The sequence below is a fragment of the Oricola sp. genome (assembly GCF_965230365.1).
Taxonomy (GTDB): domain Bacteria; phylum Pseudomonadota; class Alphaproteobacteria; order Rhizobiales; family Rhizobiaceae; genus Oricola.
Window position 1 is genome coordinate 3440978 of sequence record NZ_OZ246003.1, and the last position, 21787, is coordinate 3462764.

Consider the following 21787-nt stretch of genomic DNA (forward strand, 5'->3'; position numbering starts at 1 on the left):
GTGAGAAAAAGTGCGCAGGGAGCGGAAATCCCTTTGCGGACAGCAGTCGTTTAACATATTACGTAAACGTCAAAATTCTGGAGACCACAATGGACGAACTTTTCGCGAGCATCGCATCGAATGTCGGGATCGACCCCGAACTGGCACAGAAGGCGGTCGGGATGATCCTCGGCTTCCTGCAGAAGGAAGGACCGGCCGAACAGATCGCGCAGATGATGGCGGCTATGCCCGACGCCCAGGCGCTGATCGACGGCGCACCGGAGGCCGGCGGCGGCCTTTTGGGCGGCGGCGTGATGGGGCTTGGATCGGCACTGATGGGTATGGGCCTCGGCATGGGCGAGATTTCCGGCGTCGCCAAGGAAACCGTGGCATTCGCGAGGGCGCAGGCCGGCGAGGAAGCCGTCGATCAGGTCATCGCGGCCATTCCGGGACTCGGACAGTTCGTCTGAACGCCGAGATACATCATCATCGTTCCGGCCGGGCAACCGGCCGGACTCCCTTCGAGGCGGGAATACCGGTTCTATCGCTCTGCCGGACGCATCTCGCCGACAACGATACCGTTCCAGTTCTTCAGCTTTCTTCGCGACAACGGCTCGAGACGGGCGCGCATTTCCGCATCGTCGGCAAAAAGCCGCATCAGCACGCTCGCCATCATGATCTCGGCCGGCCGCGTCGCTCCATCGATACATTTGACGGCGATGCCGAGACCGGCTTGCGGCAGCGCAGCGACATAGGCCCCGTCGGCGCCGGTCTTGGCATAGATGGCGCCCTGCCCAGCCCGCATCAGCTCGACGCAGAAACGTCCGGTACCGGCGGTGAACCACGGATTGGCGATGCAGGCATCCATCAACCGGCGCACCGCAGCGGCGCGTGACGGCCCAAGGCCTGCCCCTGTCGCCGCCTTGGCGAAACCCTGCGCCAAAGCATGCAGGGAAACGGCATAGGACGGGATCGAGCAGCCATCGACCGCGCAGCGGTCTTCGCCCATCTGCTCGCCCGTCAAGTCTTCAAGGACGGCCTTGATCTGGCGCTGCAATGCGTGACCCGTCTCGATGTATCCCCCGGTCGCGATCCCCTGATGGCAGCATGCGCACAAGAACCCGGCATGCTTTCCGGAACAGTTGTTGTGCAACTGGCTTGGCGAACTGCCCCGGCGGATGAACTCGACCAGTTGCCGGTGATTGTGCAGCGGCCAGTGCGAACCGCATTCCAGATCAGATTCGGACAGGCCAATCTTGTCGAGAACCGATTGGGTTGCCGCAACATGGCCGTCCTCGGCCGAATGGGACGAACAGGCAAGCGCCAGTTCTTCGTCCGTCAGGCCATAGCTGTCGGCGGCACCGCATTCGACGAGCGGGACAGCCTGAAACAGTTTGGCCGCCGAACGCGGAAAGACGGGGGCTTCGATATCGCCGGCGGACCAGATGACTGCCCCGTCGGCGTCACACACGGCCACGGCGCCCCGGTGCCGCGTATCGACGACATTGCCGCGAACGGTCTCGACCAGAACGGGGTTGACCACAGATGCCTCCAAACCTGCCGCGCCGTTCGATCGCCGCAATCAATGGCATTATCGATTGAGCGAACGCGGCATGGACCCACATTGGTTTCATGACGCCTACAACAATAACTGGAGCCTGCCGATGCACCTTGTAAAGTTCTTCGCGCTTTTCGTCGCGGTGACATTCCTGGCGCCCATGGCCGCGGCGAGCGTCTGGTGGGCGAGCAACGACACTCCGACATCCTGGCGCACCGCCAATTGGTCGGCCACCGGCTTGCTGCCAGATCCGGCGGCGACGGACGACGCCGCTATCTATGTGCTTGCGGCGCGAACCGGCGGCTTCAGGGGCGCGTTCGCCGTCCACAGCTGGATCGTCCTGAAATCCGTCGGGAGCATCCGATACGAGCGCTACGACAAGGTCGGTTGGGGCAGTCCGATCCGGCGGGACGCCTATTCCGCCGACGCCGCCTGGTATTCCAACGAACCCTGGATCGTCGCAAGGCTGGATGGCCGCGACGCCGAAGCCGCTCTGCCGATGGTGCGGGCCGCAATCGCGTCTTATCCGCATGGCGAGCGCGGCGACTACCGCATCTGGCCGGGACCGAACTCCAACAGCTTCGTCGCGCATGTGCTGCGGGAGGTTCCCGCCATCGACACGGTGCTGCCGCCGAATGCCGTCGGACGCAATTTCCTGCCCAACGGGAACTGGTTCGCGCTCGATCCGGACGGCCGTGACCTGCATGTGTCGATTGCCGGGCTTGCCGGTTTCTCAGCCGGTTGGCGCAGCGGAATCGAGTTTCACCTTCTGGGCCAGACCCTGGGTATCGACATCAAGAAACCAGCGCTGAAGCTGCCCGCCATCGGCCGCGTGGGGCTGTAGAGCGCTTCCCGGTCAGATCGACTGGTTGTAGGCGCCGACTTCCTCGTTCTCGCGCAGGATCGCGTCGACCGCGCGGAACATAGCGATCTTGCGCTCTTCGGAAACCGGGCTTTCAACCACGACGACGAGTTCGGGCTTGTTGGACGAGGCGCGGACCAGCCCCCAAGTGCCGTCATCGGCAACGACGCGCACGCCATTGACGGTGACCAGATCGACAATCGGATGTCCGGCCACGGCTTCGCCCGCCTGCTTCATGTCCGCAAACCGCTTCACCACCCGGTCGACGACCTCGTATTTGATCTCGTCGGCGCAGTGCGGCGACATGGTCGGCGAGCCGAAGGTCAGGGGCAGCGCGCGGTAGAGATCGGCCATCGACCGGTCCGGGTTGCGATCCAACATCTGGCAGACTGCAATCGCCGTCACCAACCCGTCGTCATAGCCGCGGCCGATCGGCGGATTGAAGAAGAAATGGCCCGATTTCTCGAAACCGGCAATCGCATCCAGCTCCTTGACCCGCCGCTTGATGTGGGAGTGGCCGGTTTTCCAGTAGTCGGTCGAAGCGCCCTGCTCTTTCAGGACCGGATCGGTCATGAACAGACCGGTCGACTTGACGTCGACCACGAACTGCGCCGACGGATGCCGGGCCGAGATGTCGCGCGCCAGCATGACACCCACCTTGTCGGCGAAGATCTCGTTGCCTTCATTGTCGACGACGCCGCAACGGTCGCCATCGCCGTCAAAACCCAGCCCGATGTCGGCGCCCGTCTCCAGTACCTTGTCGCGGATCGCATGGAGCATCTCCATGTCCTCGGGATTGGGGTTGTAGCGCGGAAAACTGAAATCGAGTTCGGCATCGAGCGGCACGACCTCGCAGCCGATGCGCTCCAGGGCCTCTGGGGCGAAGGCCCCCGCTGTGCCATTGCCGCAAGCCGCGACGACTTTCAGCTTGCGCCCGATACGGACGCCATCAACGAGATCTTCAATGTATCGCTCGCGAAAATTCGGGATGGCCTCGTAGCTGCCGCCGCCAACGAGATCGAAGTCGCCGGACAGGACGATGTCGCGCAGTTGCGCCATCTCATCGGGACCGAAGGTCAACGGGCGCTCGCAGCCCATCTTGACGCCGGTCCAGCCATTTTCGTTGTGCGAGGCTGTCACCATCGCCACGGATGGGCAATCGAGCGCAAATTGCGCATAGTACGCCATGGGCGACAGGGCGAGACCGATGTCCCTGACGTGTGCGCCACCAGCCATCAGGCCCTGTGCGAGCGCCAGCTTGATGCCGAGCGAATAGCTGCGGAAATCGTGCCCAACCACGATGTCGGGGCCCGCGCCAAGCCGGCGGATCAAGGTCGCCAGTCCCATGCCGAGCGCCTGCACGCCGAGAAGATTGAGCTCCGGTGGGCGCTCCGACGCCGGATGGCCGAACCACCAACGGGCGTCGTATTCGCGAAAGCCGGTCGGCTTGACCAGGGGCCGGGTTTCGAATTCGAATGTGTTCGGCAAATAGCTGTCGCCAGGTTTCATCAAGGATCTCCATCCCCCAAACGGGCGATCGATGCCGCATCTTCAGAGCACGTTGGGGAAAAACGCATCAAATGTCCGGGCGATCCGCCCGCTGATCCTTTACGTTGTTCGATATGGCATGAAAACCGGAAAAGTCGTTCAAATCCGGCTTGCGGTCGGCGCCGCACGGAGTTATAGACCGCCACCGTTTGGTCGCGGAGTGTAGCGCAGCCTGGTAGCGCACCTCGTTCGGGACGAGGGGGTCGCAGGTTCAAATCCTGCCACTCCGACCAATACTTCCTTCCCCAACGACACATACATGCGCGCGGTAGGCTACATGCGCCCGGTCGGCTACATGCGCCCGGTCGGCCACCCGTCCGCAGATCCACCACAATTGCCAGACACTGTTCGAATCAACCGCCGCCAGAAAGCCCTGTTTTCGGGGATTTCCGGTGACAAATGTGTTGTCGCAAGATTTGCGGGGCAAAAAACGCCTATGCCTATTCGAACGGGCTACTCACGCGTCATTTTTGCAGAAACGCCATAAAAAAACAGTTACTTATCCTTCCAGAACTTAGTTTTAGGCCGCTTGCTCCCTATTCCACTTAACCAACTAGTGTATAGTCGCATCAAATAGGCACTCTGGATTGGGAAAACTGATGGCAAACGTGGCACAGAACACACTCACCAAGATTGTTCCCCCGCAAGATTCCGTATCGGATGATATCTCTCGTTGCGAAACAACCTACGATATCTTGCAGCTCGCTCGAGGTCTGGCCAAGCAGCGCGGTTACAGCTTCTTTTCTGTGGTCCGACTGCCCAGCGCAGATGACCGTACGTTATCTGACATTTCACTGGTTACGAACTGGCCGCCGGAACTCGTGAGTTCTTATGATAGACTTGGCCTGCTCGAAAACAGCCCTGTCATCAGCGCTCTGCGGAGCAGCACAAGGCCCTATGTCTGGACGATCGACAGCGCGGCGAACGAACGTCCGGAGGAGGAAGCCTCGTTGGTGAACGAGCTTTTCCGGACTTTCGGCCTGACCAGCGGCGTGTATCTGTCCACCCTGGATGTCAGCGGCCGCCGCGGCGCGGTTTCGTTCGCGGGTGCGAGAAAGGTGCCCAGCGAGGAAGAGCTCGTTGAACTCAGCTACATCGCGAACCTGATCTATGATCAGGTCAACCGGGTGAAATCGCCGACGAAACAAACCGAGCAGGCGCTCAGCGCACGCGAGAAAGAGTGCCTCATCTGGACGGCTTCCGGAAAAACCAGCGCCGATATCGCTTCGATCCTCAAGCTGTCGGAGCACACGGTCAATCACTATCTGAGTTCGGCGTGCCACAAGCTTGGCGCGGTCAACCGCGCGCATGCCGTCGCGAAGGCGCTGCGTTCCGGTCTGTTCGAGTGATTTGAACAAGGACTGCCGCCAGCACCTGGACAAGCCAGCGGCCGCACCAATGATTTTACTTCCGGTCATGCGGTAATTCTGCCAGACAGAGTACAAAGTGACGCTCAGGCGGCCCGGCACCGGGGCCATGACTTTGTTGTCTGGCGTTTTGAGCTACGGGTGGCGGAAAGAGCCTGCATTGTCCGGCTTCAGCATTCCAGCAAAGCGACGTAAACGGGCAGCCCTGTGGGTGCTATCCATGGCGGCCACGGGCGCCGCGACGCTCGGTCAAATCGCACCGGCCTCGGCGTTGGAACTGTTCGGGATCTGCTTGGTCGGCCGCTGCGAAAGCCAAACCGAAACCGCCGGGCTGATAGATCCACGGCGATACGACGTCGAGATCGACGTCCTGGCCCAAGGCCAGCCCGACGCCGAACTGGAAGGCGCGATCAAGGCGGCCTCGGCCCTGTGGTCCGGGCGATCCAAGCCGGTGGCCGGCTCCGCCGGTCTGCTAACCCGCGCCAAGGCCGACTATCAGCGCATACTGGCAGCGCTCTACAATGACGCGCGCTATGGCGGCGAAATCTCGATCCAATGGCAAGGGCGCGAAGTCGCAAGCCTGCCGCCTGGAACGGAACTGCCCGACGGCGCAGCGATTTCGGTGCGTGTCGATGCAAAGGGCCGCTATCTGTTCGGCGTCGCCGAAATCGCCAATCAGGCGCCACCGCCGCATGAGCGATCGGACCAGGTTCCCCAACCCGCCGATATCGGCTTCATGCCCGGCGCCCCGGCTCACGCGACGATCGTCAAACGTGCGGGGCGGCACGCCATCGATGCGTGGCGGCATCAGGGCCATGCGAAGGCGCGGATCGCATCGCAATCGGTGACAGCGCGGCACCGGGCCAATGCGCTGGATGTCGTGCTCGATGTCGAACCGGGCGCGCGCGCGCATTACGGCCCAGTCGAGGTCAAGGGGGCAGAGCGCATGCGCGCTTCGTTCGTGGCGCGCCAGACCGGTCTTGTCGAAGGGCAGGAATTCGACCCGGACGATGTCAAGCGGGCCGACCGGCGGTTGCAGCGTCTCGGCGTATTCCGCGCGGCCTCGCTCAAGGAGGCAAGCCGGATCGAGCGCGACGGCTCCCTGCCCTTCACCCTGACGGTGCAGGAACGCAAACTGCGCCGCATCGGCGTCGGCGGCACGGTTTCCACTGTCGACGGCGCGGGGGTTGAGGCGTTCTGGCTGCACCGCAACCTGTTCGGGCGCGCCGAGAGGCTGCGGTTCGATGCCAAGGTCTCCGGCGTCGGCACGACGACCGATCTCGACCGCTACGACTATTTCCTGGGATCTTCACTCACGCTGCCGGGGCGCTTCACGCCCGACACCGATATCAAGATCTCGGCGGCAGGCCAGCACGAGGTGCTCGATCTCTACTCCCGCGATACCGTCTCGGGATCGGTGGCCGCCGAGCACTTCTTCAGCGATCAGCTGACGTTCAGGGGCGCTTTCTTCTCGCGTTTCGGAGAGTATGACGACGTGTTCGGTACGCGGCAGTTCGGCACTGCCGGCGTCAGCTTGGGCGCGACGCTGGACACCCGTGACAACAAGCTCAATGCGACCGAAGGTTTCCTTGTCAACGTGGATACCAAGACGATGTACGAGTGGGAGTTCGGCAACACTCTCGGCAAGCTGGAGGGCGAAGCCCGCGCCTATCTCGGTCTCGGCCCGGAAAACGGAACGGTGCTGGCTGCCCGCGTGAAGGCGGGAAGCGTTTTCGGCGCGCCGATCAACCAGATTCCAGCCGACGAGTTGTTCCTCGCAGGCGGCGGAAGTTCGGTTCGCGGCTATCCCTATCGGAGTATCGGGGTCAGCGCGCCTAACGGTCTGTCGGGCGGGCGCTCGATCATCGAGGCGTCGGCCGAAATCCGCCAAAGGTTCACGGACACGATCTCGTTCGTGGCATTTGTCGATGCCGGCCAGATCAACGCCGCCGAGGCTCCCGATTTCTCCAGAACAGTCAGGACGGGGGCCGGTGCCGGCCTGCGGTACAATACCGGTTTCGGACCGCTGCGCCTGGATGTGGCCGTACCGCTGAACCGGCAGCCCGGCGATCCGGACTTCGCGTTTTACGCCGGCGTCGGACAGACGTTTTGACGATGACAAAGCAAGCGCTGACAACACTGGCTGCAGCGGCTCTCACAACCGGCGTTCTGGCGTCGGCACCGGCAGATGCGCAGGACAATGTGGCGGAGGAGCGCTCGGCGCTGATCCGGTTCGTCGAGGACAGGCTGTCGACGCCGAACCGGCAGATCCGCCTCAACGGCATTCGGGGAACGCTGTCTTCGAACGTATCGCTGGAGAGCATCACATTCGCCGACGAGGACGGGGTGTGGCTGCGCATTGTCGAGCCGAAGCTGGTGTGGCAACGCACGGCGATTTTGACCGGGGCCCTCAACATCAGCAGCCTGACCGCAGAGCGGATCGATTGGCCGCGCATGCCGGTCGCCGACGAAAGCCTGCCGCCACCCGAGTCGGCGAACTTCAGCCTGCCGGACTTCCCGGTGTCGGTTCGCCTCGACGAAATCCGTATCGGCAACGCGGCGTTCGGGGAACCGGTGTTCGGGCTGGAAACGAACCTCGCTCTCGATGGCCGGCTGGCGCTTGCAGACGGGCGGCTCGACACCAAGCTCGATATCATGCGGCTGGACGGTCCAGGCGGCGACATGGCGCTTGACGCGTCCTATGCGCAGGAGACCAATGTCGTGGAGATCGACTTCGCGATCTCCGAACCGCGCGATGGCGTCGTTGCCAATCTCCTGAGAATCCCGGAACGCCCGCCGATCGAACTTGCGGTTGCCGGCGGCGGGCCCGTCGACCAGTTGCAGGTCGACCTCTCCTTCGATGCGGATCGCCAGCGGATCGCCACCGGCGAACTTACGGTCCAGCGGCAGGGTTCGGCTGACGATATCCGCGCCAGCTTCGATCTCGCCGGTCCGATCAGCAACATCTTGCCGGTTCAGCACCGGGATTTCTTCGGTGCCGAGACATCGCTGTCGGCGAACATGACCATCGCCGAGGACGGTGTCGAGGTCGAACGCATGGACGTTCGGTCCGGCGCGATGCAGATCGCCGCGCAAGGGGCGGCCTATGCCGACGGTTTCCTGCGCCGAATGTCGGTCGATCTCGATCTCAGCCCCGCCGGTGAGGAGGCTGTCCGGTTGCCGCTCGCAGGCGACCCGACGACCGTCGGCGGCGGCAAACTGACGATAGACTACGATGCAGACGCGGCGGGCCAATGGTCGCTTGAAGGCCGTGTCGGCGACATCAAGTCGAACGATGCGGCCATTGAGCTTGTCGAACTCGCCGGCGGTGGCGGGATCACCGATGCGCAATCTGCCGAAGATCGCGCGATTACCTTCAATCTCGACGTGAACCTGGACGGATATAGACCGGCAGACGCCGGGTTGGCCGCAGCGATAGGCCAGACATTGGCGCTGTCGGCGGCCGGTGACTGGCGCTCGGGACGGGCAATCGCGGTGGAAACCATGCGTATCGCCGCCGAAACGTTCAGCGCGGCGGCGCAGGGCACGCTGGAGGAGCTTGGCTTTACGGGTACCGCGACCGCGCGGGTCGACGATCTCGGTGCGTTCTCGCAAATCGCGGGCCAGAAGCTTGGCGGCCGCTCAGATATCTCCGTTGACGGCGAGATCGACTTGATCGGCGGCGGTTTCGACGTCGCTCTCGACGGCATGCTGGCCAGCGCCATGACAGAGGTCCCTGCCCTCAACCGGATATTGGCGGGCAAAACGAACCTCTCAGGCCGCGTTGCCCGAACTCCGGAAGGACTGACTTTCCGCCAGTTCGAATTGTCGAATGCGCAGGCCGAGATCGGGATCGACGGCCGGCTCGCAAGCCGTGCCGCGGACCTGCGACTTGATGCCTTGCTGAGCGACCTCGCCACACTTTCACCCGAGGGATCCGGCCCGCTGGCAGCTTCAATCGCCGTCGAGAAGGTCGCCGCAGACAGCGATGACACGCCTTACGGCGTGATGGCGACAGTCACCCTCGACAACGGTCGGTTGCGGGGGCACAGCGTGACCGGCCTGCGCGCCGCCTTTGCCGGTGATGTCGACCGCACGAATGCCGTCGGCGCCTTGTCTGGAACCGGATCAATCGATGGCGAAACGCTCCGGCTGGCCGCAACGATAAACCGATCTAGCTCGTCGATGCGAATCGCCGATCTATCAGCAAGCGTCGGGCCAAGCCGAATTGTAGGCGATCTGACGGCCGGGAACGGCATCTACGACGGCGCGCTGAGCATCAACTCCACCGATGTTTCGTTGTTGGCGGCGCTGGCGCTGACCGAAGCATCCGGGGCCATCGATGGCGATGTCTCGCTGGCTGCCGTCGGCGAGCGGCAAGATGCGGTGGTGCGTGCGACCGGAGACCGCCTCTCGGTTGCCGGCTATCGGATCGGAAACGCCGAAATCGATGCTTCGCTGCGCGACCTGCGCGGGGTTCCGCAGTTCGTCGGCGAAATCTCGGCACGGGCGTTCGAAGGCGTCGGCGTCCGCATTTCGGAATTGCAGGCGACAGCGGAGCCATCAAAAGGCAAGGGTAGTCAATCGGGGGGAGCCGCCCCGATCAACTGGACCGTCCGAGCCACGGCGGTTGAAAACGCGTCGCTCAGCGCGGCGGGCATCGCGCCCATAGACGCGAATGGGTCGGGCTCGTTTGCCGGAAACAGTGTCCGCATCGCCGCGCTCGAGCTTGTCAATCGCCAAAACCTCGACTTGTCGGGTTCCGGGACGCTTCCGCTTTCCGGAGGCGGACTCTCCCTGCGGGTCGACGGTAGCGCACCGCTACAGCTTGCCGAGCGTCTTCTGGCGCAACGTGACACCCGGCTTTCCGGCGTTGCGCGCGTGAATGCACGCGTTAACGGAAGCCTGGCCGAACCAGAAGCTGACGGACTTTTCACGCTTTCCGGAGCAACGGTTACCGATCCACTCTCCAATATCCGGCTGACCGGTTTGAACGCCGTCGCTGGCCTGCGCGGCAACACAATCGCGATCAGGTCGGCAAAGGGGCAGCTTGAGAGCGGCGGCAGCGTCAGCGCGAGCGGCACTGTCGGCCTGTCGGGCGGCATGCCCGCCAGTCTGCGGATCGCCTTCCAGAACTCGGCCTACAGCGATGCGCAGACGGTCAGCGCCCGGTTTTCCGGCGATCTGGCGATCGACGGGCCGCTGGCTGCGGGTCCCATTGTCTCCGGATCAATCGATATCGACACCGCCGAAGTGACCATCCCCGAGTCGTTCGGCACAACGGCGGAATTGCCGGACCTGCGACATGTCAATCCAGATGCCTCGACGCTGCGCACCTTGCGCCGGCTCGAAGCGGTGTTGCCGCGCACGAACGCCGACGGCCCCTCGGCACCAGTGCGCCTCGATATCGCGCTGAACGCACCAAGCCGCGTCTTTGTGCGCGGGCGTGGCGTCGACGCCGAACTGGGGGGGCGGGTTCGGCTCGCCGGTCCGCTCAATGCACTTCAGCCCGTCGGCTCGTTCGCACTCATCCGCGGACGCATCCTGCTGCTGAACAAGCGGCTCGACCTCACCCGCGGCCAGATCGCAATGACCGGCTCGCTCGATCCGCTCGTCGAACTGGCGGCCGAAGTCCAGGAAGAGGACATTACCGCCTTCGTCGAACTGTCCGGGCGCGCGTCGGACCTCGAACTTCGCCTGACCTCATCGCCGGAGTTCCCGGAGGACGAAATCCTGGCGCGGGTTCTGTTTGGCGAGAGCATTGCCAACCTTTCGCCGTTACAGATCGCAAATCTCGCGACAGCGGCAGCCTCGCTCTCCGGTAATGACGGCGGCCTCGCCGGGCAGATCCGCCGCGGCGTCGGTATCGACAATCTCGATTTCCGGGAAGACGGCGAAGGCGGGTTTGCGGTCCGCGCCGGCACCTATCTGAGAGACAATGTCTATCTCGACGTTCAGGCTGGCGCCCTGGGAGGCGAAGCAACGATCAATCTCGACATCACCGACAGCCTGACCGCAAGGGGCACGGTCGAGACCGACGGCGATTCCAAACTCGGCGTCTTCTTCGAACGCGATTACTGATGATGCCGTAACGGGCTCAGGCGCGGATTGTCGACGGACCGGCCTGATCGATCCCGACAGCCGACATGGCTGTCCGCACAATGCCGGTCTTGTCCAGGCCCGCCATCTCGTACATGCGCGCCGGACTTGCCTGATCGACGAACAGATCCGGCATCACAATCGAGCGGACCTTCAGATGACCATCGAGATAGCCGTTGGTGCTCAGGAACTGCAGCACGTGCGAACCAAATCCGCCAACCGAGCCTTCTTCGATCATGATCAGCGCTTCATGCTCGCGGGCCAGCCGGGCAATGAGCTCCTCGTCCAGCGGTTTTGCGAAACGCGCATCGGCGACGGTTGTCGAAAGGCCGTAGCTATCCAGTTCCTCGGCCGCCAGCATGGCATCGGCCAGTCGCGTGCCCAGCGACAGAAGCGCTATCTTGTTGCCTTCGCGAACGATCCGCCCCTTGCCGATTTCCAGGAGGTCGCCGCGTTCGGGCATGTCGACACCAACCCCCTCGCCGCGCGGGTAGCGGAAGGCCAGCGGCCCATCCTCATAGGCGGTGGCCGTTCTCACCATATGCTTCAGTTCCGCCTCGTCGGCGGCGGCCATGACGACGAAACCCGGCAGGCAGGAGAGATAGGCGACGTCGAAAGAACCGGCGTGCGTAGCCCCGTCCGCACCGACGAAGCCGGCCCGGTCGATCGGGAAACGTACCGGCAGTTTCTGGATCGCGACATCGTGCACAACCTGGTCATAGGCGCGCTGCAAAAACGTCGAATAGATCGCGACGAACGGTTTCATCCCGTCGGCGGCCATTCCCGCCCCGAACGTCACTGCGTGCTGTTCGGCGATCCCGACATCGTAGGTGCGGTCCGGAAATGCGTCCTGGAAGATGTCGACGCCGGTTCCCGACGGCATTGCCGCCGTGATGGCGACGACGCGGTCGTCGACCTCGGCTTCCTTGACCAGCGCCTGCCCGAAGACCTTGGTGTAGGCGGGCGCGTTGGGGGTCGGTTTGGACTGTGCACCTGTGATGACATCGAATTTCGCGACGCCATGATACTTGTCCGCCGCCTTCTCGGCGGGCTCGTATCCCTTGCCTTTCTGCGTCACGCAGTGGATCAGGACCGGACCAGAAATGTTATCGCGCACGTTTCGCAGGACCGCCAGCAGGGTCGGCAAATCGTGCCCGTCGATCGGGCCGATGTGATAGAAGCCGAGTTCCTCGAACAGCGTTCCGCCGGTCACATAGCCGCGTGCATGTTCCACGGCGCGGGTGATCGCCCGGTCGATGCGCCGTCCCAGATACGCGGTCAGCTTCTTGCCCAGTTCGCGAAAGCCCATATAGGTGGAGCCGGAGGCCAGCCGCGCCAGATAGGCGCTCATGGCGCCGGTCGGCGGCGCGATCGACATGTCATTGTCGTTCAAAATCACGATCTGGCGCGCATTGAGCGCACCGGCGTTGTTGAGCGCCTCGTAGGCCATGCCGGCCGACATCGCACCGTCGCCGATCACCGCGATGACCTGGCGCGGCAAGTCCTGCAGACGAGCCGCCTCGACCATGCCCAATCCGGCGGAGATCGACGTCGAAGAATGGGCGGCGCCGAACGGATCGAACTCACTCTCGTCGCGCTTGGTGAAACCGGACAGGCCGTTCTCCTGGCGAAGCGTACGGATGCGGTCGCGCCGGCCGGTGAGGATCTTGTGCGGATAGCATTGATGACCAACATCCCAGATCAGCCGGTCATCGGGCGTGTTGAAGACGTGGTGGATCGCCACCGTCAGCTCGACGACGCCAAGACCCGCGCCCAGGTGACCACCGGTACGCGATACCGCGTCGATCATCTCCGCGCGGATTTCTGCCGCAAGATCGGGCAGCAAACGGTCTCCAAGTTCGCGCAATTTGGTGATGTCGTCGATGCCGTCGAGGATCGGCGTATGCAATCGGTTGGTAGTCACGTCATCAATCCGTTTTGTTGGCCCGGCATAACCGAAATCGGGTGCCGGCCACAAGCAAACAGCTTGTCATACATGCAAAGATGGCGGTAGCGGGGTTCTGGTCAACGGCCAAGCCGAAATCAGGCCAGCATTTTATCCTGCAGGGCACGTAATTCGGCAATCCGGGAGCCTTGCCTTGGGCGGGCATTCTTCCAGGTAAGCAGTTCGCCCTTGGCGATGGGCTTCGACGCTGTTCCCTTTTCCAGCAGGCCGCACGGGACCGCATTGGTATCGCGAGCCTCGCCGGCAGTCATGGTCCACGACCGGTAGCAGTATTCGCCGACGGCATCGAGGGTTTCGCCTGCTGCGATATCCCGCTTGGCGACGGCGCACACCTCGGCCACCCGTTTGGGAAGCGGCACCATGTCCGGCTTGCCGTGCAGGACGACCCGTGCCGCCGTGAGCGGCACTTCCAAAGACGTCAGATGATAGGGTCGGTGAAACGTGAAGTATGGCCCGGGGCCCATCTTGAGATCGGCCATCCTCTCGTGGATGCGGGGGTGCTCGGCCTTGATGACCACGAAGACGCCGGGCGAAACGCCCTTTCCGATCGAGTAGTCGACGCGCCCGGGCGCCGAGAGAACCCCGCCATCTTCCTTCGGGATCAAGACCGAGGACAGCTGGTCCACGGTGGCGCGCGGCCCGTGCATGCCGGGAATGTCGGGAACCAATCCTGTCGCATTGGCGATGGCCGCCATCTCCACCATCGTCTTGGAGCCGTCGACGAACTCGACGAGCATCCGGACGTTCATGTTGCGGCGCTCCGCTTCCTCGCGATAGTCGTCCGGCACCGCATCGAAATCGAGCGGGTTGTTCTTGCCCTTGCCGGCACTGACCACGGAATGGCCCATGGCGGTGACGAACTCGATGATCTCCATGCAGGACGACGGCTCGTCGCCCGCGCCCAGCGTGTAGATCACGCCGGCCTTGTCGGCCTCGTGCTTGAGCCAGGGACCGATGCAGACATCGCATTCCACATTCATCATGATCAGGTGCTTGCCGCGGGAGATGGCGAGCATGCCGATTTCGGCTCCGGCTTCGGGAACGCCGGTGGCGTCGACCACCACGTCGATCATGCCGTGGGAGACAGCAAGATCGATATCCTGGGTGACGGCGATCTTGCCGGCTTCCATGGCGGCCGACATCTCGTCGTGGCTCGATACGTTGCGGGTGTGACCGTCCTCGCCATAGGCCATCGCCGCGCCCTGCGCGGCACGACCGGCGGTTCGTTCGGCAACGGCACCGACCCGCACACCTTTCATCTGGGCGACCTGGGTGAAGATGTCGGTGCCCATCTCGCCCGTACCCACGAGGCCGATCCGCACCGGTTTTTCCTCGGCTGCACGCTGTTTCAGTTCGGCGGCAAGTCCTGTCAGCGCAATGTTGGGCGGTGGAATTCGCATGGTCACCTATGGAAAAGCCGGGCTTCTCGAACGAGTTTCACAACGCCCGGTTTCTTCACCATCGCGGAGGCGAAAGCAATAACCGGCGCGCCGGGCGATTGGAATTTGACCGATGCCGGGCGATAATCGCGACGAAGTCCAGCATCGGTTCGTTTCTTGTCCCTGTCCCTTCTCGCAATCATCGCGCTCTCGACAATCGCCGCCGCCGGCCTTTGTGCGGCCGCGACCAGAGGATATCTCCGGTTTCTGCCGGCCGCCACGGTCAACGATCGCAGTTTGCACAGACGTCCGGTCCGCACGTCTGCCGGGCTGGCGATCATTGCCGGATCATTCGCAGGATGGCTGCTGCACGTGGCGATTGGCGGACAGGCCGGGCTGTGGCCGGTGATGCTCGGTGCATCCATCGCTTCGATCGTCGGATGGATGGACGACCGGGCCGGCCTGTCAGCCGGCATTCGCCTTTGCGCCGAGATTTTGATCATCGCGGCGATACTCTTCCATGCATTCGGCGCGGAGGGATTGCTGTCGCCGGCAGGCATTGCGCTGGGATTGGCCGTCCTGTGGTTTGTCAACCTCTTCAACTTCATGGACGGATCGGACGGGTTAGCGGCAAGCCAGACAATCCTCTGCCTGCTTCCGTGGATGACGGCCGTTCATCTGGGCATGACGGAAAGCACGGCCGAGGCCGATGCGCTCATGCTCGCCTTGACGGGGGCGTGCCTGGCCTTTCTGTTTTTCAACCGGCCGGAGGCGCGACTTTTCATGGGCGACGCGGGAAGCCTGTCGATCCCGCTCGTCGCAGTCGGCATTGCCATCTTCACGCCGGATCCCGCCGAAGCCGGCCTGATCCTGCTGATCGGTTTCGCCGGCTTCGTCACCGACGCGTCGCTGACCCTTGCCCTAAGGATTATCAGAGGCGAACGCTGGTGGGCGGCGCATCGCACACACGCCTACCAGCTTCTGGCCCGACGGGCCGGCGGCCACGGCGCGCCGCTGGCCGCGTTGTGGCTTTACGGGGCGCTATGGCTGACGCCCATTGCGATTGCGGCGGCTTCAGGCCGTCTGACGACCGGCCTTGCGCTCGCCGCCGCCTATGTCCCGGCCATCGGCGGATGTGCGTATGTCCAGTGGCGGTACAGAAGCGCCCTGCCCCGCTGAACGCGTTACAAATCGACGGCCTTCAGCATCTCCAGGACATCGTCTCGCGTGTCCGGGTTTTTAAGCGCCAGCATGATGTTGGCTTCGAGGAAGCCTGCCTTCGAACCGCAATCGAAGGTGCGGCCAGCAAAGCTGACACCAAAAAACGGGTCCGTTTCCATCATGGTGAGCATCGCGTCGGTCAGCTGGATTTCACCTCCGGCGCCCGTGGACTGCGTGGCAAGCAGTTCCATGATGCGCGGCTGGAGGATGTAACGCCCGTTGATGTATAGATTGGACGGTGCGGTTCCCGGCGCCGGCTTCTCGACCATGTCGGTGATCTCGAATGCGCGCCCGTGCGCTTGTCCGGTGGCGACGATCCCGTATTTGTGGGCAAGTTCCGGTGTCGTTTCCTGCACGGCGATGATGTTGCCGCCGATCTCGTCATAGGCGTCCATCATCTGCTTCAGGCAGCCGGGTTCACCGTCCATAACCATGTCCGGCAACAGGACCGCAAACGGCTCGTCGCCGACCAGATCGCGGGCGCACCAAACGGCATGGCCCAATCCAAGCGGCTTTTGTTGGCGCGTGAACGAAACCGCGCCTGCGGCCGGGGTCTGCGCCTCCACCAGATCGGCCATTTCGGTCTTGCCGCGTTCGCGCAGGGTGGCGTCCAGTTCGTACTGGTAGTCGAAATGATCCTCGATCAGCACCTTGCCACGACCGGTGACGAAAATCACATGCTCGACCCCGGCCTCGAAAGCCTCTTCCACGGCGTATTGCACAACCGGACGGTCCACCACGGTCAGCATTTCCTTGGGTACGGCTTTCGTTGCCGGCAGAAAACGGGTTCCCAGTCCGGCGACCGGAATCACCGCTTTTCGTATTCTCTTGGCCATGGCTCAACATGCTCCTTGTCAGTCGTTCGCAGCCGCGCTGCTTTCCCGAAACAAACAACACCCAGCGCAATCGCACAAACCCATTTTGCGGTTATTCCGAGACTCTACTGACGCAAACGATCGACGCGATGGCATTAGGATCATCGCTGCTATACATCCGGACGGCAGATTTGGCAGTGTTCACCGCGTTTGCCCCGAGCGATTTCCCTCTCGGCCATTCCGGATCGGACACAGCCTTCGCCAATCATCAAAGATGCGAGAACCGAAGACTCGCGATCCCGGTAACCTCGGAGCCGAAATGCCTGAATTCACTATCGATGACCTCGTTGACTGCACGCTTGATTCGGGCAAGGCGGCCATGGATGTTTACAACCGTGAACACGCCGTGAGCCACAAGGCCGATCAGTCGCCGGTGACGGAAGCCGATCTTCTGGTCGACCGCATCGTGGTCGACGCGCTTTCGGCACGCTATCCGAAAGTCCCGGTTGTCACCGAGGAGAGATCGGCCAGCCACGATCTCGCGGCGTGCGGCGACCGGTTTTTCCTTGTCGACCCGATCGACGGAACAAAAGAGTTCATCCGACAGACCGGAGAGTTCACCATCAATATCGCGCTGATCGAAAACGGCCAGCCCGTGGCGGGTATCGTCTACGCGCCGGCGATCGACCGGCTCTTTCTCGGCCAGAACGAGTCCGGTGCCCGCGAAATCCAGCCCGACGGCAACGTCACACACATCACGGTTCGCCCCAAGGGAGCGGATACGGTCGCCGTGGCCAGCCGCTCGCACCTGACGGAAGAGACGAAGAACTTTCTGGATGCGAATAAAATCGAGAATTGCGTCAACGCCGGTTCGTCGTTGAAGTTTTGCCTTGTCGCGGCTGGCGAAGCGGACATTTATCCACGCTTCGGGCCCACCATGGAATGGGATACCGCGGCCGGACATGCTGTGCTTGCCGCGGCAGGTGGCCGGGTTTTGACATGCGACGGCACGCCGCTTAACTACGGCAAAACAGCGTTCCGCAACCCGTTTTTTATCGCCTCGTCGCCAACCACATCATACACAATGCCAGTGTAGGCCGGGCCGACCCTCGCCCGAGGCGGTTGCGGCGCCCGGACCGAAACCCAGAGACACAGCAATGGATACACTCACGCATCTCCAGCGGCTGGAAGCCGAAAGCATTCACATCATGCGCGAAGTGGTGGCGGAGGCCGACAATCCGGTGATGCTGTATTCGATCGGCAAGGATTCGGCGGTGATGCTGCACATTGCCCTAAAGGCATTCTATCCGGCCAAACCACCCTTTCCGCTCATGCATGTGGATACGACCTGGAAGTTCCGGGAGATGATCACCTTTCGGGACAATTTGGCGGACCGGCTGGGGCTCAAGCTCATCGTTCACACCAACGAAGACGGGCTGAAACAGGGCATCAGTCCGTTTACCCACGGTTCGGCGACCCACACCGATGTCATGAAGACGCAAGCACTCAAGCAAGCGCTCGACCTGCACAAATTCGATGTCGCCTTCGGCGGCGCGCGCCGGGATGAGGAGAAATCGCGAGCCAAGGAACGCGTGTTCTCGTTTCGCACGGCGGACCACCGTTGGGACCCTAAAAATCAGCGTCCGGAACTGTGGAAGCTCTACAACACACGCAAAAGCAAGGGCGAGTCGATCCGTGTGTTCCCGCTGTCGAACTGGACCGAGCTCGACATCTGGCAATACATCTATCTCGAAAATATCGACATCGTGCCGCTGTATTTCGCGGCAAATCGGCCGGTGGTAGAGCGCGACGGCTCGCTGATCATGGTGGATGACGATCGCATGCCACTGGAGCCGGGGGAAACGCCGCAGGAGCGGATGGTGCGGTTCCGCACGCTCGGCTGTTATCCCCTCACCGGCGGGATCGAGAGCGAAGCGACGTCCCTGACCGAAGTGATACGGGAAATGCTGCTGACAACGACCTCGGAACGGCAGGGCCGCGTGATCGATCGCGACCAGGCCGCGTCGATGGAGAAGAAAAAGCAGGAGGGCTACTTCTGATGGCACACAAGTCCGACCTGATCGCGACCGACATCGAACAATATCTGCGCAGCCAGGAAGAAAAGTCGCTGCTGCGCTTTATCACCTGCGGCAGTGTCGATGACGGCAAGTCCACGCTGATCGGCCGCCTGCTCTATGAATCGAAGCTGATATTCGAAGACCAGTTGTCGGCGCTGGAATCCGACTCCAAGAAAATGGGGACGCAGGGCGACAAGATCGACTTCGCCCTTTTGGTGGACGGACTGGCCTCCGAGCGCGAACAAGGCATCACCATCGATGTCGCATACCGCTTCTTTTCGACCGACAAGCGCAAGTTCATCGTCGCCGATACACCGGGCCATGAACAATACACCCGCAACATGGCAACCGGCGCGTCCAACGCGGATCTTGCCATTATCCTCATCGATGCGCGCAAGGGGATCCTGACGCAAACCCGACGCCACTCATTCATCGTGTCGCGCCTGGGCATCGACAATGTCGTGCTGGCCATCAACAAGATGGACCTGGTCGACTACTCGCAGCAGGTCTTCTCGGACATAGAGATCGCATACCGGTCCTTTGCGCATGAGCTGGGCGGTATCGAGCACATCACTGCCATTCCGATGTCGGCGCTTGAGGGCGACAACATCGTCGAGCGCAGCGCTGCCATGGAGTGGTACAGCGGACCTGTGCTGATGGAGCACCTCGAGACCGTCGGCGTGCGGGATGTCAATCAGACCAAACCGTTCAGGATGCCCGTCCAGTGGGTCAACCGTCCCGATCTGGATTTTCGGGGCTATTCGGGTTTCGTGTCCTCGGGTTCTTTGAAGCCCGGCGATCGTATCAAGGTCCTGCCCTCTGCCAAGGAGAGCACGGTATCGCGTATCGTCACCTTTGACGGCGATCTCGACGAGGCGGTCAGCGGCCAGTCCATCACGCTGACGCTCGATGACGAGATCGATATCTCGCGCGGCGATGTCATCTGCGAAGCAGGCAATCCTGCGGAAGTCGCCAATCAGTTCGAGACCACGCTGCTCTGGATGGCTGAAGAGCACATGTTTCCGGGCCGTCCCTATTTCATGAAGATCGGCGCCGCTACGGTCAACGCAACCGTCACGCGCCCGAAATACCGCGTCGACGTCAACACGCTGTCGCATGAGGCAGCGACCGATCTGAAGCTGAACGAGATCGGTGTTTGCAACATCTCGCTCGACCGGCCGATTTCATTCGATCCATACGTCGAAAACCGCGACACCGGCGGATTTATCCTGATCGACAAGATTTCGAACGCCACTGTCGGTGTCGGCATGATCCACTTTGCCCTGCGCCGGTCGTCCAATGTGCACTGGCAGGCGACCGATGTGGAGCGCGAAACTCGCGCGTCGGTGAAAGGGCAGAAACCGGTCGTGCTCTGGTTTACCGGGCTTTCGGGATCAGGGAAATCCACCATCGCCAACATCGTCGACCGCAAGTTGATCGCGGCCGGCGCCCATACGATGCTGCTCGACGGCGACAATGTTCGCCACGGTCTCAACAAGGATCTCGGATTTACCGATGCCGACCGCGTCGAGAATATCCGTCGTGTCGCAGAAGTGGCAAAGCTGATGACCGATGCGGGACTGATCACGCTGGTGTCGTTTATCTCGCCCTTCCGCGCCGAACGCCGTATGGCGAAGGACCTGATGGGCGAGGACGAATTCCTGACGGTGTTCGTCGACACCCCGTTGGACGTGGCCGAGGAACGCGACGTGAAGGGCCTCTACAAGAAGGCGCGTGACGGCCAGATCAAAAACTTTACCGGCATCGATTCGCCCTACGAGGAACCGGAAAACCCCGATATTCGTATCGACACGACCAGCATGAGCGCCGAGGAAGCCGCCGATGAGATCCTGGCCGCGCTGCGGTCGCGGCGCATCGCGGATCTCTAAGGCGTTCCTTCAAAACGCGTTTCTTTCAGGAGCGACAACGACAACGAGCGCACGCGGCAGGGCACGCATGCCCCGCCGCCGGAACCGCCTTGCACCCTGACGGAATCGTAAACGCCGCAAGGCCACAAATCGGCGGTACTCCACAGCATCTCGAGCGTCCTGAAAATCGGCTATTGCCTTGAGCCGCATTTCGCGGGAGAAAACGCCGGTCACAAATTACCCTGATTTTTAGTAAGCTGATTTTCAGGAGTTGTTTTTGGCGATTCGGTTTGGCTCGGAATGTTTTTGCATTGTCTTCGGCGCACCCTGGTCACAAGCGTGGCGGCATTGGTCGTTTGCGGCTGTACCGGCCTGTCCGGTTCGCTTGACGAGCGGAGCGTGTTGGAAACGCCGTCCGGCAACACTCCGGATCTCAGCCTTGTATCCGCCCTGCCGGCGCCCAGCGGGACCCAGAACGGCCTTGCGGAACGGCTTTCGGAAAACGACCTCATCAAGATCGATGTGTTTCAGGTCGACGAGCTCGACCGCACCGTGAGAGTTGACACCGCAGGGCGGATCAATCTGGCGCTGGTCGGCGAGATCGAGGCTGCAGGTCGAACCATTCCCGAACTCGAAAAAGCGATCGAGGGCGCCTATGGCGCGAAGTACCTCCAGAATCCGGAGGTATCGGTCTTTGTCGAGGAGTCGGCGGGACAGAAGATCACGGTCGACGGCGCGGTCAACAAACCCGGAGTCTACACGGTTTCGAGTACCTCGACGCTGTTGCAGGTCGTGGCGCAAGCCGGCGGGTTTTCGACAATCGCCGACGATCAGAAAACCTATGTGTTCCGAGATGTCGGCGGACGCAAGCTGGTTGCCAACTACAATGTCCGGCGGATCCGAACCGGCAACGAACCCGATCCGAGGATCTTCGGAGGCGACGTCATCGTGTCATTCTCCTCCGGTTCCAAAATCGCGATGAGAAATCTCAGAGAGGCTCTCGGCGTGGCCACCAGCGCCTCGACGCTGGCGGTTCTTCCGCTCTGA

Annotated in this window: 15 protein-coding genes and 1 tRNA gene; 11 read left to right on the forward strand and 5 right to left on the reverse strand. The window is 62.3% G+C overall.

The annotated features are described in order from the left end of the window. Positions 1–89 precede the first annotated feature (89 nt). A complete protein-coding gene (locus tag ACO06R_RS16740) occupies positions 90–449 on the forward strand; it encodes a DUF2267 domain-containing protein (protein WP_421852600.1) in 360 nt (119 codons plus the stop codon). A 71-nt stretch (positions 450–520) separates the two neighbouring features. On the opposite strand, the gene ACO06R_RS16745 is transcribed toward ACO06R_RS16740, so the two are convergent. Then, a complete protein-coding gene (locus tag ACO06R_RS16745) occupies positions 521–1522 on the reverse strand; it encodes an asparaginase (RefSeq protein WP_421852603.1) in 1002 nt (333 codons plus the stop codon). A 121-nt stretch (positions 1523–1643) separates the two neighbouring features. On the opposite strand from ACO06R_RS16745, the gene ACO06R_RS16750 reads away from it, so the two are divergent. After that, on the forward strand, positions 1644–2381 hold the full coding sequence (locus tag ACO06R_RS16750) for a DUF3750 domain-containing protein (RefSeq protein ID WP_421859473.1): 738 nt from the start codon (positions 1644–1646) through the stop codon (positions 2379–2381). Between the two features lie 12 nt (positions 2382–2393). Here the strand turns inward: ACO06R_RS16750 and ACO06R_RS16755 are convergent, their stop codons facing one another. Continuing rightward, on the reverse strand, positions 2394–3908 hold the full coding sequence (locus ACO06R_RS16755; RefSeq protein WP_421852606.1) for a phosphomannomutase/phosphoglucomutase: 1515 nt from the start codon (positions 3906–3908) through the stop codon (positions 2394–2396). Positions 3909–4103: 195 nt separating this feature from the next. Between ACO06R_RS16755 and ACO06R_RS16760 the strand changes: the two genes are divergently transcribed. The 4 genes from ACO06R_RS16760 to ACO06R_RS16775 all read left to right on the forward strand — a co-directional run bounded on the left by ACO06R_RS16760 (position 4104) and on the right by ACO06R_RS16775 (position 11395). After that, positions 4104–4180, forward strand: a tRNA-Pro gene (locus ACO06R_RS16760). A gap of 366 nt (positions 4181–4546) precedes the next feature. Beyond that, positions 4547–5296 (forward strand): helix-turn-helix transcriptional regulator, encoded by a 750-nt coding sequence (locus tag ACO06R_RS16765; RefSeq protein ID WP_421852609.1) that lies wholly within the window; start codon positions 4547–4549, stop codon positions 5294–5296. 238 nt (positions 5297–5534) lie between these two features. Further along, on the forward strand, positions 5535–7427 hold the full coding sequence (locus ACO06R_RS16770; RefSeq protein WP_421852612.1) for an autotransporter assembly complex protein TamA: 1893 nt from the start codon (positions 5535–5537) through the stop codon (positions 7425–7427). Positions 7428–7429: 2 nt separating this feature from the next. Next, positions 7430–11395 carry a translocation/assembly module TamB domain-containing protein gene (locus ACO06R_RS16775; RefSeq protein WP_421859475.1) on the forward strand — a complete coding sequence of 1322 codons (3966 nt, stop codon included), beginning with the start codon at positions 7430–7432 and terminating at the stop codon, positions 11393–11395. Between the two features lie 16 nt (positions 11396–11411). Here the strand turns inward: ACO06R_RS16775 and dxs are convergent, their stop codons facing one another. Then, positions 11412–13337 (reverse strand): 1-deoxy-D-xylulose-5-phosphate synthase, encoded by a 1926-nt coding sequence (dxs, locus tag ACO06R_RS16780; protein ID WP_421852615.1) that lies wholly within the window; start codon positions 13335–13337, stop codon positions 11412–11414. Positions 13338–13456: 119 nt separating this feature from the next. Further along, positions 13457–14779 carry an NAD(P)H-dependent oxidoreductase gene (locus tag ACO06R_RS16785; RefSeq protein ID WP_421852618.1) on the reverse strand — a complete coding sequence of 441 codons (1323 nt, stop codon included), beginning with the start codon at positions 14777–14779 and terminating at the stop codon, positions 13457–13459. Between the two features lie 156 nt (positions 14780–14935). Between ACO06R_RS16785 and ACO06R_RS16790 the strand changes: the two genes are divergently transcribed. Then, positions 14936–15937, forward strand: a complete 1002-nt coding sequence (locus ACO06R_RS16790; protein ID WP_421852621.1) for a hypothetical protein — start codon at positions 14936–14938, stop codon at positions 15935–15937. 5 nt (positions 15938–15942) lie between these two features. Here the strand turns inward: ACO06R_RS16790 and galU are convergent, their stop codons facing one another. Then, positions 15943–16815 carry a UTP--glucose-1-phosphate uridylyltransferase GalU gene (gene galU, locus ACO06R_RS16795; protein ID WP_421852624.1) on the reverse strand — a complete coding sequence of 291 codons (873 nt, stop codon included), beginning with the start codon at positions 16813–16815 and terminating at the stop codon, positions 15943–15945. Positions 16816–17113: 298 nt separating this feature from the next. Between galU and cysQ the strand changes: the two genes are divergently transcribed. The 4 genes from cysQ (at position 17114) to ACO06R_RS16815 (ending at position 21787) form a co-directional block, all read left to right on the forward strand. Beyond that, positions 17114–17890, forward strand: a complete 777-nt coding sequence (gene cysQ, locus ACO06R_RS16800) for a 3'(2'),5'-bisphosphate nucleotidase CysQ (RefSeq protein WP_421852627.1) — start codon at positions 17114–17116, stop codon at positions 17888–17890. Between the two features lie 61 nt (positions 17891–17951). Then, positions 17952–18854, forward strand: coding sequence for a sulfate adenylyltransferase subunit CysD (gene cysD, locus ACO06R_RS16805; protein WP_421852630.1), 903 nt, complete (start codon positions 17952–17954; stop codon positions 18852–18854). Further along, a complete protein-coding gene (gene cysN / locus ACO06R_RS16810) occupies positions 18854–20761 on the forward strand; it encodes a sulfate adenylyltransferase subunit CysN (RefSeq protein WP_421852633.1) in 1908 nt (635 codons plus the stop codon). Before cysD ends, cysN begins: the two co-directional genes overlap by 1 nt. 318 nt (positions 20762–21079) lie before the next feature. Then, complete coding sequence (locus ACO06R_RS16815) at positions 21080–21787, forward strand: polysaccharide biosynthesis/export family protein (RefSeq protein WP_421852636.1); 708 nt, start codon at positions 21080–21082, stop codon at positions 21785–21787.

Coding starts and splice junctions, on each gene's coding strand:
- ACO06R_RS16765 (WP_421852609.1), top strand. CDS start 4,547: ATGGCAAACGTGGCACAGAACACACTCACCAAGATTGTTCCCCCGCAA.
- cysN (WP_421852633.1), top strand. CDS start 18,854: ATGGCACACAAGTCCGACCTGATCGCGACCGACATCGAACAATATCTG.
- ACO06R_RS16775 (WP_421859475.1), top strand. CDS start 7,430: ATGACAAAGCAAGCGCTGACAACACTGGCTGCAGCGGCTCTCACAACC.
- galU (WP_421852624.1), bottom strand. CDS start 16,815: ATGGCCAAGAGAATACGAAAAGCGGTGATTCCGGTCGCCGGACTGGGA.
- ACO06R_RS16770 (WP_421852612.1), top strand. CDS start 5,535: ATGGCGGCCACGGGCGCCGCGACGCTCGGTCAAATCGCACCGGCCTCG.
- ACO06R_RS16740 (WP_421852600.1), top strand. CDS start 90: ATGGACGAACTTTTCGCGAGCATCGCATCGAATGTCGGGATCGACCCC.
- cysD (WP_421852630.1), top strand. CDS start 17,952: ATGGATACACTCACGCATCTCCAGCGGCTGGAAGCCGAAAGCATTCAC.
- ACO06R_RS16785 (WP_421852618.1), bottom strand. CDS start 14,779: ATGCGAATTCCACCGCCCAACATTGCGCTGACAGGACTTGCCGCCGAA.
- cysQ (WP_421852627.1), top strand. CDS start 17,114: ATGCCTGAATTCACTATCGATGACCTCGTTGACTGCACGCTTGATTCG.
- ACO06R_RS16755 (WP_421852606.1), bottom strand. CDS start 3,908: ATGAAACCTGGCGACAGCTATTTGCCGAACACATTCGAATTCGAAACC.
- ACO06R_RS16750 (WP_421859473.1), top strand. CDS start 1,644: ATGCACCTTGTAAAGTTCTTCGCGCTTTTCGTCGCGGTGACATTCCTG.